At 57.7% G+C, this 14563-nt stretch carries 6 protein-coding genes; 2 read left to right on the top strand and 4 right to left on the bottom strand.

The features are described 5' to 3' along the window. Positions 1 to 35 precede the first annotated feature (35 nt). On the top strand, positions 36 to 5603 hold the full coding sequence (locus tag CLV89_RS05245) for a RecQ family ATP-dependent DNA helicase (protein ID WP_106162582.1): 5568 nt from the start codon (positions 36 to 38) through the stop codon (positions 5601 to 5603). A gap of 423 nt (positions 5604 to 6026) precedes the next feature. Here the strand turns inward: CLV89_RS05245 and CLV89_RS05235 are convergent, their stop codons facing one another. Continuing rightward, complete coding sequence (locus CLV89_RS05235; protein WP_106162580.1) at positions 6027 to 7448, bottom strand: nicotinate phosphoribosyltransferase; 1422 nt, start codon at positions 7446 to 7448, stop codon at positions 6027 to 6029. 108 nt (positions 7449 to 7556) lie between these two features. Then, complete coding sequence (locus CLV89_RS05230) at positions 7557 to 8672, bottom strand: NUDIX domain-containing protein (protein ID WP_106162579.1); 1116 nt, start codon at positions 8670 to 8672, stop codon at positions 7557 to 7559. Positions 8673 to 8983: 311 nt separating this feature from the next. Here CLV89_RS05230 and CLV89_RS22375 point away from each other — a divergent pair, with 311 nt between their 5' ends. Next, complete coding sequence (locus CLV89_RS22375) at positions 8984 to 9589, top strand: HNH endonuclease (protein WP_133166699.1); 606 nt, start codon at positions 8984 to 8986, stop codon at positions 9587 to 9589. Positions 9590 to 9851: 262 nt separating this feature from the next. Here the strand turns inward: CLV89_RS22375 and CLV89_RS05225 are convergent, their stop codons facing one another. Together CLV89_RS05225 and CLV89_RS05220 are read right to left on the bottom strand one after the other, a co-directional pair. Next, the gene (locus tag CLV89_RS05225) at positions 9852 to 12650 is read right to left on the bottom strand and encodes a hypothetical protein (RefSeq protein WP_106162578.1); all 2799 of its coding nucleotides are present in this window, start codon (positions 12648 to 12650) and stop codon (positions 9852 to 9854) included. Between the two features lie 603 nt (positions 12651 to 13253). Beyond that, complete coding sequence (locus CLV89_RS05220; protein WP_106162577.1) at positions 13254 to 13673, bottom strand: hypothetical protein; 420 nt, start codon at positions 13671 to 13673, stop codon at positions 13254 to 13256. Positions 13674 to 14563: the final 890 nt, after the last annotated feature.

Below are 14563 nucleotides of genomic sequence, written 5' to 3'. Positions count from 1 at the left end.
TTGTTCGGCGCGTTCTCATCGTTACTCATAAGTCTATGGAAACGCGTCACAACCAACTTTTGTCCCGGTGCCTGTCAATCGATCTCGAGGTCGATCCTTCCAAGGCAAAGATCTTTGGTATAGCGGCCGTGCGCGGTGATGAACGGCCGGTGCTGAAGTCGATGGAAGGGATTTCCGAAGAGTTCCTCGATCAGCTCGAAGCGCAGGTCGGTGATGTGGCCCATCCCATTGGTCATAACTTCCTGAAGCACGACCTCGAACATCTGATCGCGAAACGGCCCCGTCTTGGCCAGATCATTCAGGCACCAATCGATACCCTGTGGCTGAACCCACTCGCCTTCCCGCGGAACCCATACCACCACCTCGTGAAGCACTACCACGACGGGCGCCTTGCTACCGGGCATGTGAATGATCCCGAATTGGACGCGCGCCTTGTTTTCGAGGTACTCGCCAATCAGTTGGATGCTTTTGCAAAGCTGGCGGAGGATGCGCCCGACGCGCTGGTTGCCTACCATTATCTGACCACGCGCATGGAACGCGCCGGCGGCTTTGATGCGGTGTTTTCCTATCTGCGCGGCAAGAGTTGTCCAAGCTATGACGAGGCTGCTGCCGCGATCACCCGGTTGCTCGACGGGCGAGCGTGCGGGTTGCGTGTCGAACAGACGCTGCGTCGCCTCAGCAGCCCTCAGAACGGCTGGCCGATGGCCTATGCCCTCTCTTGGATTACGGTGGCAGGCGGCGACTCCGTCATGCCTCCCTGGGTGAGGTCGCAGTTCCGCGAGGCATCTCTGATCGTCAGGCACCTGCGGGACACCTCCTGCAAGGAACCGGCCTGCACCTGGTGCGCCGAGCAGAGCGATCCGGTGCGCGCCCTGGAAAGGTGGTTCGGGTTCCCCAGCTTCCGCCCCAAGCCGGTGGACCCGGAGGGACGCCCGCTGCAGGAACGCATCGTCGACGAGGCCATGTCTGGCAACAGCCTACTGGGGATCCTGCCGACAGGGACGGGCAAGTCGCTGTGCTACCAGGTGCCGGCGCTGTCACGGTTCGACAAGATCGGTGCGCTGACGGTGGTGATTTCTCCCCTGGTCGCTTTGATGGCGGATCAGGTGCAGGGGATGGAGCGTGCCGGTATCTCCTGCTCGGTCACGATCAATGGCATGATGTCCATGCCGGAACGTCAGGATGCGCTCGACAAGGTCCGGATGGGCGACGCCGGGATCCTCATCATCTCTCCTGAGCAGCTTCGCAGCACCTCGATCCGTAGCGTGCTGGCGCAGCGCGAAGTGGGGCTTTGGGCGATTGACGAGGCGCACTGCGTGTCGAAGTGGGGGCATGATTTCCGGCCGGACTATCGCTATCTCGGCCGCTTCATCAGGGAGTTCTCCGGGGATCAACCACCCGCGCCTGTGCTCTGCCTCACCGCGACCGCAAAGCCCGAGGTGGTTGCGGATATCATCGAACACTTCCAGTCGAAGGCCGGGGTCGAGCTGCTGCCGCTTGACGGGGGCGCCTCGCGGACAAACCTGGCGTTCGAAGTGCGACCGACGAACAAGGCATCCAAATTGTCGGACGTGATGAAGGTCCTCGACGCACTGCTTCCCGCCGAGGGGCGCTCTGGGGCGGTGGTTTATTGTTCCTCGCGCAAGGAAACCGAGCGGGTGGCCGAGTTCCTGAAGTCTCAGGGTGTGGATGCGGCGCATTTCCATGCCGGGATGAGCGCGGACGACAAGCAGGTCGTGCAGGAACAGTTCCGGGTGGGCGAGCTGCGCGTGATTGCCGCGACCAACGCCTTCGGGATGGGGATCGACAAGCCCGACATCCGCTTGGTCGTCCACGCCGATATCCCAGGGTCTTTGGAGAACTACCTACAGGAGGCCGGGCGCGCCGGACGGGACCGGGAGGACGCCCATTGCGTCCTGTTGTTCGCGGCTGATGATGTGGAACGGCAATTCCGGCTGACGGCCAGTTCGCGCCTCGCCCGGCATGAAATCGGGGCAATCCTCAAGGCGCTGCGCCGGATCGACGAGCGGACGAAAAAGACCGGCAAGGTCGTTGCGACTTCTGGTGAGATCGTCCGGTCCGAGAAAGACCAGGAGTTCGAGCGCGACAGCGCCACGGACGACACCCGCGTCAAGACCGCTGTGTCGTGGCTGGAGGAAGCGCATCTTGTATCGCGGGAAGAGAACCGGGTTCAGGTGTTCCCGTCGTCCCTGCGGGTGCGGTCTGTGGATGAGGCGAAGCAGCGGTTGGCCGGGGCAGACCTGACGCTAGCGCATCGCAACCAGCTTCTGGCCATCGTGGCGCATCTGGTCTCCGCCCCGGCTGACGAAGGCGTGTCGACCGATGAGCTTTGCGGTGTGGCGGGGATATCACCCGGTGCGCTGCCAAAGGCCATGTCGACGCTGGAAATGCTGGGCATCGCGCGCAACGACGTTGCGATGACGGTTTTTGTCCACGTTGGTGTTGCCAGTTCCTCAGCACAGAGACTGGCTCAGGCTTCTGCGCTGGAGGGCGATCTGATCGCACTGATGCAGGAGCTGGCGCCGGACATAGATGACCGAACCCCGGTTCCGCTGAACCTTTCTGAAACCTGTCAGCGTTTGCGCGACAAGAACCACCCGGATGTCAGGCCCGATGCGGTCGACAGGCTGGTGCGGGGGATTGCCCAGGATGGCCGAAGCCAGGACGGCGGTCGCGGGAACATCTCTCTGCGGAGGGTCAGTCGCAATACGCTGATGGTCACTCTGGTGCGGCCCTGGAAAACAGTTCGGGCAACGGCAAACTTGCGGTGGCAAGCGGCCGAACTGCTCCTGAACTATCTTACAGGCCGTCTCGACAAGGGGGTGCGGGGCAAGGATCTCCAGGTCGAGACGACGGTCGGTGACCTGCTGGCACAGCTGAACCAGGATGCCATCCTTAAGAACAGTGGCATTGGTGACATGACCAAGCTCATGGAGCGGGCGCTTATGTGGCTGCATGAGCAGGGCGTGATGACGCTCGGAAAGGGGCTTACGGTGTTCCGCTCTGCCATGACGGTCTATCTCGATCCGGCAGGGGGGCAGTTCACCCAGGCGCATTTCGCGCCGCTGGAAGACCACTACGGCGAGCAGACACTCCAGACCCATGTCATGGCGACCTATGCCGAAACCGGGCTGCGGGCGATGAGCGATGCGTCACGCCTGTCGGAGGACTACTTCCTGCTCAACAAGGAGCAGTTCATGAAGCGGTGGATGCCAGGCATGGGCCGCGAGGTCCGACGGCAGACCACCAGCGCCTCTTGGGAGGCGATCGTCGAGAAGCTGGGCAACAAGGTCCAGCAGGAGATCGTGACAGATGACCGGGACCGGACGAATGTTCTGGTCCTGGCGGGACCGGGGTCAGGCAAGACGCGGGTACTGGTACATCGGATCGCCTATCTGCTGCGTATGAAGCGCGAGGATCCGCGAGGCATTCTGGTTCTCGCCTACAACCGGCACGCAGCGGCCGAAATCCGCGTGCGGCTGCGGTCTCTGGTCGGCGACGATGCCATTGGCGTCACCGTCTCGACCTGTCATGCGCTGGCGATGAAGCTTGTGGGGGCCAGTTTTGTGGGCCAGCGGGCCGAGACCGAAGATTTCGATGGCATCGTAATGGAGGCGGTGCGCCAGCTCGAGGGCGAAGGGCTGTCGAAATCCGAAGCCGAAGCGCAGCGCGAGACCCTGATCCAGGGCTATCGCTGGATTCTCGTGGACGAGTACCAGGACATCGGGCCGGAAGAGTATCAGCTCATCTCGGCAGTCGCGGGCAGATCTCTCGAGGATGCCGACCTGAAGCTCAGCCTGTTCGCCGTCGGGGACGACGATCAGAACATCTATGCCTTCAATGGCGCGTCCGTCGGGTTCATCCGCCAGTTCGAAGAAGACTACAAGGCGCGGCCGGCGTTCCTGGTCGAGAACTATCGTTCCACCGACCACATCATTGCGGCGGCCAATGCGGTGATTTCTGCGGCGCCGGATCGAATGAAGGTTGATCATGAGATCAGGATCAACGCAGATCGCAGGCGTGATCCCGAGGGGGGCGTCCTCGCAAAGGTGGATGGAGTTGGACAGGGCCGGGTTCAGCTTCTGAATGTCCCCTCCGGCGATGTGCCACAGGCGATCGCTGCCGTCGACGAAATGGTGCGGCTGTCGAAATTGGATCCGGAGTGGTCCTGGGCCCGTACCGCCATCATCTCTCGTGACTGGAAGAGGCTTGGCGCTGTCCGGACCTATGCTGAAAAGCAGGGTATCATGGTCGAAATGGCCAATCAGGACTTGCCAAACATCTGGCGACTGCGCGAGACGCAGGCGCTTGTGGCAAGTTTGGGTCGGCGACAGGGCGAGCTGCTGGGCGTTGCCGACATCATCGAGCTCCTTAACGAGCAATCAGGCAACAAGTGGGTCGACCTGTTGGCAGAAGGTATCGCCGAGCTGGCGAGAGAGCTGAAGACAAAGACTATGCCTGTGCCCGATATCGTCGAATGGCTGGCCGAATGGTCCCGTGAGACACGGGGCGAGCAACGCGGGCTGCTCCTGCTGACGGCGCACCGGGCCAAGGGGCTTGAGTTCGATCATGTGGCTATTCTGGATGGCGGTTGGGACCGGGCATCGAAGAATGAAGACCGTGATGCTCCGCGCCGACTATTCTACGTCGCGATGACGCGTGCCCAAAAGGGCCTGATCGTTATGGCTTCGGGCGAGCATGCGTTCCTGAAGCCCGGCACTCCCTGCGTCGTTGAGAGACAGGTCGAGCCGCATTTCCCGGCTGGAGGACTACCTTCGAGGGTCTACCATCTGCCGAACCTAAAGCATGCCGACCTGTCATATGCCGGTCGCCAGGGAGATCGGCACGAGGTTCACAGTGCAATCCAGGAATGCCGGGTGGGTGACCCGTTGCACCTGGACCGCCGAGCCTCCAACTGGGAGTTGCTGGACCGGCATGGCCGCCTCGTAGGACGCATGTCGAAGTCATGGGAGCATCCGACGGGGCAGATCCTGCTCTCGGGTGCGGTTGGAGCTGTGGTCCAGTGGCGCAAGTCGGATGGTGACGAGAAGTATGCGCACTACGCGCGTCGAGATGCTTGGGAGACCGTCCTTCCCGAGCTGGTTTTTGCCCCACCGGGACAAGTACCTTCTGCCGCAACGTTGCCCGACACAGCTGTCGAGAGTGTCGTCTCTCGGGCCAATCCGGCAGGCTGCACGGAGATCCGGGGCGGGCAGCTTGCGAAAGCCGTCACGCCGGATGATGCGGATGCGCTCGCTTCGCTTGCGCAGCGCATCTACAACAAAAGCCGATCGTGGGGCGAATTTATCGACAGCTTCAAAGAACGGGGTCTTGAAGTGGCGCCCAAGGGTGGCGGCCTCGTGCTCAAGGACGGGACCGATGGGCGCGAGCTTTGCAAGATGTCTGCATTGGGCTTCAGCTACAAGGAGATGGTGCAGGGCTTCGAGGAAGGGTTTCCCGGCCATCCGTCTCCCTCCATGGCGGACTACGCTCTAGGAAAGAAGAGGGCAGGTGCGCCGAAGTTACAAAGACGCAGCAAGCCTTCATCCGAAGAAGATGACTTCGACATCATAGATGAGTGAAACTGCCAGCGCGCTCACCCTATTTCGTCTGGCGACTCCGCTCGAACGCCAGCACCGAGGTAGCCAATGGGTCCAGACCGGCTCCTTCGGCATTTTGGGACATGGGAAGACTTGGCCGGGATGAGGCTTCCCTTTTCAAAGGTTGCTGAAGCTTTGCTCGGCCCATTGCTGCCGTTCCTTGTAATGGCGTGCGCCGCGGAGCGGCATCTTTAGACCTGCCATTCGCGCGGGCAGCGACGACGGGGCGAACGTCCTGATCGAGACCCGTTGCGACGTCAGCTCAGGCACATCTGAATTTAGAATACGTTTCTCGAAATCCGGAAACGCCAATTCGTCCGCGTTTTTCTCTCGGCGCATGCACCAACCGCAGCGCTAAAGAGGTGATCCGCCCACAATAAATCGGGGCGGATCACTTGTCTTAGGTCACGCGCCAGCCGCTGCGCGCACCTCCTCCAGCGTCCAGACGCGCAGGATGCGGCCATCACGGAACACTGGCCTCAGGGCGTCGGCGCCAGGGGGGATGTTTTCCTGCCGTCGGGCCACCATGGCGCCGCTGTCCGACAGGAAGACGCCTTGCCGTCCGCGCTTGGAGGTCTTTGCCCCGCCTGCCGTCACCGGATCTTTGAAGACGTCGCTCCACTGCCCGTCAATTCGAATGGCCGAGGCCTTCATGGCATAGCCAAAGCTGTCGCGGTCGACCTTTTGCAGCAGCGCGCCCCCCATGCCGAAGGCAATGTTGCCGATGGCGAGACGGCGGGCGATCATCGCCTCCATGATCTCGACCAGCGACTTCGGGTTGATCCCGTCGCCTTGGATCACGCGCACCTGTGGCGGCAACAGGCGGTAGCCCTGTGCGGTCATCTCGCAGCCGAACCGAGCCATCAAGGCCTCGATCACGTCGGGCACGATCTCGATCGGATCACCAGAGTCAGGCCGGACCACCAGCGTGCCCTGCCGCGCCATGACCTTTGCCTTCAAAGCGTCGCCCCAATAGTCTCGGATCGCACGGAACAGATCGTAGCTGTCCGAGACGCAAGCGATGATGCCCGTCGGATTGGCGTCGAGAAAGCGCTCCATCTGTGCCAGTTCTCCATCGGGACCAAGCGCCGTCATGGTCGAGTGCTCCGTCGCGGGGATCGAGAAGCCCGCCATGTCAGCGCCATAGAGGTTGCGCGCCAGCACCAGCGCCGGAACGGTGTCGGTGCCGCGCGAGGCCACAAGGTGCGCGAGCCCACCAAGCGCGGCGCTCTCGCGGCTCGATGCTCCGCGTGCGCCGAAGTCGTGCAGCTTGAACTCCGCGCCCGCATCGCTACCGTCGGTCTGCACCAGCCTTTGCCGGATGGCGTTGACCAAGTAGTGCGAGACCGAGGCCACCGTCGTCGGATACCACACCGCACGCAGCAACCGCGTTTCGAGTAAGCCGACCAGCCATCCAAAGCCCGGGGCGGTATTGCGGATGCGCAGTTGCGGGATGCGCACAGGGACGAGCGTCCCCTCCGGCAGAGCGTCGATCTCGATGGGCAGACAGCCGCCGAACTCGTCGATGATCTGCTGCCAGCCTTGCACGTAGATATCAAAGCCGTGCGCCCTCAGAACCGGCACTGCCTGATCCAGCGCGGCTTGCGTCACGACCGGACCGCTTAGGCGCGCCAGCTCCACCTGCAAGCCGAAAAAGACCAGCCGATCGATCTCGCCAAAGGGGCTGCGCGCCTCGATATAAGAGGACACAGCCTCAGTCCCTTCTGGGTATTGAGCATAGTGCGAGAGTTTGTAGCTGTCGGTATCGAAAAGGATGTTCTCGGGATCGAGCGCATCGTCAAAGAGTGCCCCAAAGGGTTTCGTCATAGTCATTGTCCTGTTCCTCCTCGGATGGACGTGTTCGGGGGACGGACCTCCCGCCCCCTAGGTTCGCCCGCTTGTGCCCAGATTGGGCCCGGCGCGGACGGCCGGATCTCAGAGTGCCTGCAGCTGCGCCATCAGGATCGAGCTGTAGGACACCGCGATTTCGGGAATGAAGTGCTGGAGAATGTCGAAGTGATCCTCGAATATCTCATCGGGCGTAATCTGATCGAGCGGCACCCAGAGTGCCTTGATCGCGTCGTCCGCGCCCTTGACTTTCTCCATCGGATTGCGGTCTTCGAGTTGGAAGAGAAAGGCCTCGGTCCTGACCCAGCCTCGTTCGGACCGCTCGGGGTGATCAAAGACTTGCCTCGCTCTAATGCGGTTGGCCAAAAGGCCCGGCGGCACGTCCAGGCGTGTCTCCTCGCGCAATTCGCGGATCGCAGCTTGATCGGCGGTCTCGTCGCGGTTGAGGTGTCCGCCGGGCAGCGCCAGCGTGCCCTTGCCGGGCTGCACACCGCGCCGCACCATCAGCACATGACCGGACTGCACCACCACCGCATCGGCGGTGTTGATCGGGATCGGGTAGCCAAAGACCTGTTCGGCCGCCGCTGTCTGTTCGCGGTAGCGCTGAATATAGAGAGCTTCGTCGCGCACGGTCTGGACCGCGTCAGGGTTAGCGTCGATCCACCCCTTAAAAGCCGCGACAGGGGCCGCGCCGAAGCTGTCGATCAAGTCCGCCTGCGGTTCATCCAGAAACAGGGCGCGCCGCAGGTCGGTTGCATTGATCACCCGCCCACCGTGTTTGAGCGGCTCAATGGGCAGCGCCTCCCATTCCGGAAACCACTTGAGATAACGCGAGGATTTGTCCTTTTCGAAGCCGGTGAGCACGACCTTGACGCCGTCTTCCTCCCAGTTGCGCGCGCGGATATAGGCCTTGACCGCCATGCGCACATTGGCCGCCCAAGCGCGGTCAGAATAGAGCGTGTCAATCAGCGGCAGCACGTCGAGGCGCGCATCCAGCCCCGTCGCGACCTTGCGCACAAGAGCTTTGCGTTCGTCGAAAGTCAGGGGATTGCGGAAACTGCGCGAACGGTAGGCGCTGCCGACAAGCAAAAGCACGTCATCGGCGGCGCGCGCAGCGGTTTCCAAGATTTGAATGTGGGCTTTGGTGACAGGGTTCACTCGGCCGATCATAACGGCGAGAACCCGCGCGTCAGGGTCTTTCATCAGTGCGTCCTCCGCTCTGGTATATTGAAGCAAGCTGGACCTCCCAGCATGCAATACAAACTCTCTATCCCAATAAAGATTGGTTTGGCAAGAATAAATGCGAGACTACTACGGTTGCTCCTATCCAATTTGCATGTCGCGACCGGCCCAAAGGAGACATCTGTCCCGCGCCTCTCTGCTGCAGCGCAGACTCACCAGAGCCGACGTTGGTGGGGTGGCCCCGTGTGGTTTTTTCGGGCAGCTGCGTTAGGCAAAACGGAGCTTGGGGCAGTCAAGAGGTCTGCATATAGTAAGGCAATAGAGAGGTTGGAATGATTGAACCAGATATTCAGTTGCTTAATTCGAAACTATCTAAGCTCCAAAAGGCAGTCAGCGAAGGGCGTTCACGATCCTATTGCCTTTCCAAATGGAGTGATTTCGTGCGCTATCGTGACGGCCAAAGGTGTGTCGACTGTCATGAAGTGAATGGATTGGCAGCTCATCACATTTTCAGAAAAGTGATAGCTAGTCCGGCACAGTTTGATCCAGGCAATGGGATCACACTATGTAGGCAGTGTCACAAAGAATGTCACAAAGATTTCAACCGCCGCCCGAATATGTCTCTGCCAATAGATGCAGAAGGGGGTGAAAAGCTAGAAGTGATGGAAAGATTATATTGTATTTTGTACCAAGATTCCGTCGAACGTGACTTAGCGCATGAGCCATTTTATTCGCTAAGCGCCATCGTGATTTCGATGCTGAAAAAAATGCATGGCCATTCAGCAAACTCCCATTTTCCAGGCTCATCGCTTCAGCAAGCTTTTATGATCCTAGCGACTTGCGAGAAACAAACAAGAGATGCACTCCTGGCAGCTAACGGGTTTTCAGTTGGAGCGGAGCCAATCCTGCCTGGCACTATGCAAATTTTTCGAAAGTAGAGCCATCGGCCCAGAGCGGCCCTTCGCTCTAGGCGCGGCGCATGACCGGTGTCAGCCCATCGCGCCGGTGGACATCCATAAAGTTGGCAATTTCTACATCAGACAAGTCGGTCGTTAAGCTGACTTTTGTTCCGATTTATGCGAATTGGCAAAATGAGTCACGAGGCGATCTCTCGGGGCCATCAAGCCAAAAAATAAACAGCTGCTATGAATAACGGCGCCCCCCACGACACGCGACCTTTGTAGGCCATTGTCATGCCACTCACTTGGCTTCCAGTTCCATTATTCGTTTCTCCAGTTGCTCTCGATATTTTCCGTGAGACGTCCGAGCAGCAGCATCCCGCGCTGCGATCAACGCATTTCGAATGTCGCCGTCCCCTTCGTGGCATCGGCTTATGAGATCCAAGTACGACCCTAACCGCCCCGTCGCCCTTTGGTCTTTCTCTGCCAACGCCAATGCCAGTTTAGACGTAGAGAGCGCGCGGCTCACAAGCTTTTCATCTAGTTGAGCTTTGGCTTCCTGATAGAGAACCCAATGATCCTTGCTTTCATCGGGTACGGTCTCGAGAAGAGCACACGCCTTGTCAGCTTGCCCGGAACCAATGTAGGTCTTGGCGACTAGTCGCAGCACATAGTTATTCATATTGCCTTTAGCCGAAAGTGCATCCGCGAAGACGCAAGCAGTTGCATTTAGTTTAGTAGACAATTCAGTTTTTCCGGCAATAGACGCAGCGGTAGCCGTGTTGGATAACGCCTCGCAAACATTGGACCACTGTCGCTCCTCGACCGCCTCAGGGTAAATCGCGAGCAAATCTCCAAAGAACTGGGCGATCGCAACAGGATGCTCTCCATGATGGTAGGAAAAAAGACTCGTGAATGCCAAGAATCCTTCATAAAACTGTTGGAAGCCTGACAGGGCAGCCAAGGTCACTAATTCTGCAAGCTGCTTGACCGCATCTGGCGACTTCTGCAATTCGTCGCGCAGAGCGGGATAGGATCGCAGGCGTCCAATCGACGCAAGAGATACACGTAACGGTACTTTATCGATGTCGTTCATAATCGCGCAGATTAGGAACCTCTCCGCCTCTTCACCGAACTTGCGTATGTCATCCGACGCTCCTTTTTGCGAGCCGGCGTGCGCAATTTGGCCGTAGGTCGCGTGCCAGTTGGGCCTCCCTTCGAGGACCTCGCGGAAGCACTCCACAGCAGGTTCGAGCTTGCCGCTTCTACGAAGCGACTTTCCCTGGTGATGAAGGAGCTCTACTCTGATTTCGTGATTGGTTGAGAGCGCAGCTATCCGACCATATTCTTCACTGCATGCTACATAGTACGCCAATCGCTGGTCGTGCGGCAGGCTATACGAATGGGCTTCCCTAAGGTCGATGACACAAAGTAGCTCCGGCAACGTCATCTTGTCGTGAATAGGGTCAAGGTGAGCACCTGGTGCCAATCCCAGCTTGTCACCGCTTTCAATCTGAAGAAGCGAATATGTTAACCAGTCGACAGGCGGCTTCTCACGTGATCTATGAGCCTCCAGAAGTTGATCCGCCGAAAGGTGGATTTGTCGAAGAACGCTTGGGAGCATTTCTCCTTGGAGCTTCTCGACCAATCTGACGATTTCTATCGCCAGATCTGAACCATCCATCTTGGCACCACGTCGCATTGCGCTGCATATCAAATCGTGGACGGTCAATGCGGACGACGCTCCGGCGCGCGTTACAATTCCCAAACGCTGTAGGGATGCGCGAGCGTTGGCGCCAATGAAGCGCGTCAGAAACCTCGAGTCAAATCTGGTACAGCCACTGGTTGCTATCTTGGACAATGCATCTCGATTGTTCTCACTAAGGCGTTGAAGTAGCCGGTCCATAACGGAACGGCCGTCAAAGTCTTCAGCCACCTCCGGAAGAGCCAAAACCTCTTCGTAAAGCTCCTGCTTGTCGACACCCTCTGTATTCGCGACCTCGCGAGTGACTGAAAGGATCAAAGGGCAGAAACGGCAGGCTTCAATGAACCGAGCTAAGTCATCATTTGCCGTTTTTTCATCTTCCCCAAGGATCGCGAAAGCGGTAGCGGTTGAGAACTTTGGAACTGGCAGATGGATCTCGCTATTTGGATCGCCAATCTGAGATGTGACGATCACTCTACTGCCAATTTCGAAACCTCGTTCTAATTCCGAAAACATGTTCTCAGAGGTGGATCGGCCTAAGTCATCAATAACCAGAATGGTCTTCGTGCGGTTGAATACACCTGCCACATTTATCGGGACACCACCACGTGAACGCTTGATCGCTGTAAGTGGGGTGTTTTCCGCCCAGTCGCTTCCTGAAATCCAAATGTAGTTTCCGAACTGAGGGAGTTCCGCATGCACAAAGTCAATTGCTGCTTGCGTTTTTCCAGATCCGCTCAATCCATAAAGCACGCAGACCTTCGCAGTCGCGGCGAAGTGCGCCCTAATGGCGTCAAGGATTAAAGGCTCAAGATGGTGGCCAGGACAACTAGTGGGAACGCGGCCATAATACTCATAGCTGTCCAGATTTTGGGAGAAATCAGGTAAGAAGTAGCGGAAAAATTCCGCGTCACTTGGGTTTTCGATTGAAAACTCCAAAATTCTCTCGGCCAACTGACGGCCATCCAGAAACTCGATTTTATCCGAGTGAGCAATCGACAGATCTGTTTTATTGAAACTCCCCCGGAAGCTGGGTGGTTCTTCGCAGGTCGAGACGAGGTAGATTTTACGAAGCGCAATCTGATCCGCCATCTTCAAGGCATGATTGATATCGTTTTCAATTTTTCTGAAAGAATTAAGCTTCTTGCGGCCGGACTGATCCTCAAAGTAATCCTTTTCTGTACTGTACTCGCCCACCGTCGTGAAATCTTGGGTGAAGCTGTCGACTGTATACCCAACTGGCTTATAGTCCTTATTTATACCATGATGTACAAGTCGTTGACCCTCGATACATTCGATTACCCGATGCCCAACCAATTCGAGTGCAATTGCATCAAGATCTAGGATCTCATCAATGAGATCTTTAAGTACTCGCTTTCGGATAAATTCAGACAAATGAACCTCAATGTGATCAAAGGGAAGTATAGGGCCGGAGTAAGGCTACCTCAGGCAGCGCGGTTGATGCAATCTAGGAGCGCCCAAGGCGTCTTTCGAGTCCCTCCTTCACAGCCACCGGCTGATGGAGGGTGCTAACCTGCTATTGGTCTTTCATCCACTCGTGACCGAAGCCCTATTGGAATTTACGCCGATCGGTGCAAGTTGAGCAGTCACCAGACGCGCGGAGTTTTCATCTCTCGCACCCGGCGGTACGATTGCTGAGTTCAGGGCCCCCGCTTGGTCATCCGATCTCTGGTAGTCTCAGGCCCACATGCGGGGCGTGTCTTATTAGTTTCGGCAGACTAGATGAGGATCACGACGAAAAGCCTCGCATCTTAGCTCCTTCCGCTTCCTGCGCAGATCAGTCGTTAATGCGGTCCGCAGCGAACTTCCGCTTTCCGCCCCATCATACTTTTAGAGGCATCGGGTAATTGTCTTGGTGCATGTCGGCGAGCACTACGGTTATGTCTATCGACAAAGGAATACTGACCGGTTGGCTGATCGCACTCATGAAATGGGCTTGCCCCAGGCTAAATTCCAGAACATGCAGCGAATGGAGCTTCACGAGCGCGACTTCAGAAGAATGGCGGCGCAATCATCACAGGTGGTTGTCAGCCACCCGCCCAGACTCTTGAGCTCAGCAGTGTGCATTCCACAGTGTTCGCATTTGCTAGCGGCCTCAAATTCAGCTTGAAGTATGCGGTCAGCAGTGCGGTCGTTTCCGCCCTTTGAATAGAACCGCAACTTACCCAGCTTTTGCTTGACCTGCCGTGCCTGAAAACGGCTTAGATCATCCTGTTGGACAATCGTTGTCAGATCCGCGCTCAGGCTTTCAATCAGGGGATACCAACCCTTGCCACAGCTTAAGCCCCAGGCCAGATTTGTCTCCTCAATCCTCCATGGTGGTTTCCCAAAAACCTCGGGAAACGCTACCATGATGCGCCGGGCTTCATCATCAATTCTGCGCTCTTGGTCTTGCATAGCGGCCTCCTGCTAATTCTGCTTGGATCGCTGAGGCGATAAAGTGCGTCCGGCACCCGAGCCCGTCATATCCGCGCATACTTTGATGGTAATGTCTAGTGTGTTGAAACTAGTTTATTTTTCGCATTTTTTCTAAGGCTTTCGGGGGCAGCGCCGTTCCGCTACCCTTCGGGCGAGTTGAAAGGAGGCAGCTTCGGCCTGCTGTTCCGAGGGCACAGGGGGCATACATCTTGAAACCCGTTTACCGCAGTCCGGCTGCAACGCCACTAGCCCATGTGCGCGGGGCCCAATTCGCTCGTTTTCAGGACGTTATGTCAGAGTACGCTTGAGCACTCTAAGCAGTAGTACTTTTCACCTTAATGTAGATTGGACTGCGAATTATTCTTCAATTAATTGATTTGTTAAGTTTACTAGATCGTCGACGAAACCAGCATGGGCGCCAGAGCGCGTTGCTCTGAGAGTTTCTGAAAAGTTTGTAGCGAGGTTTGCAGTCTTGTGAATCTGTTCCACAGCGGGCACAGATTTCTGAAAGTGCAAACCCAATGTCAGTGGGCGTTCAACCGGCTCCTCAGTTCGAACCGGGCGCTTACCTGCCGTGCAGCTGTGGGGCGAGTTGTCGGAAGTCTCGTTGCCCCAGAGGCTGATCCCTCCAAGTCGCGTGGCGACTTTTTTCTCGCGATGTCCTGCTCATGACCTTGCGAGAACATGTCGGCCATCGTGCGTTCGGCCCCGGAAACGTGATGTTCTCAGGCCCTGAACTGGTCACCTGAAGAAAATTCAGATGATATTTTTTCGCATTTTCAGGGGGTTGACGCCATTTCGGAAAGGGCCTTGAAGGCCGGGCGCATTTTTCTGTTTTGGATTTTCAGCGGATTCGCGGACCTTCCCCT

It is taken from the genome of Tritonibacter scottomollicae (assembly GCF_003003215.1).
Classification (GTDB): Bacteria; Pseudomonadota; Alphaproteobacteria; order Rhodobacterales; family Rhodobacteraceae; genus Epibacterium; species Epibacterium scottomollicae.
This window is presented reverse-complemented; position numbering and strand designations above follow the sequence as displayed.

Coding starts and splice junctions, on each gene's coding strand:
- CLV89_RS22375 (WP_133166699.1), top strand. CDS start 8,984: ATGATTGAACCAGATATTCAGTTGCTTAATTCGAAACTATCTAAGCTC.
- CLV89_RS05220 (WP_106162577.1), bottom strand. CDS start 13,673: ATGCAAGACCAAGAGCGCAGAATTGATGATGAAGCCCGGCGCATCATG.
- CLV89_RS05230 (WP_106162579.1), bottom strand. CDS start 8,672: ATGAAAGACCCTGACGCGCGGGTTCTCGCCGTTATGATCGGCCGAGTG.
- CLV89_RS05245 (WP_106162582.1), top strand. CDS start 36: ATGGAAACGCGTCACAACCAACTTTTGTCCCGGTGCCTGTCAATCGAT.
- CLV89_RS05235 (WP_106162580.1), bottom strand. CDS start 7,448: ATGACGAAACCCTTTGGGGCACTCTTTGACGATGCGCTCGATCCCGAG.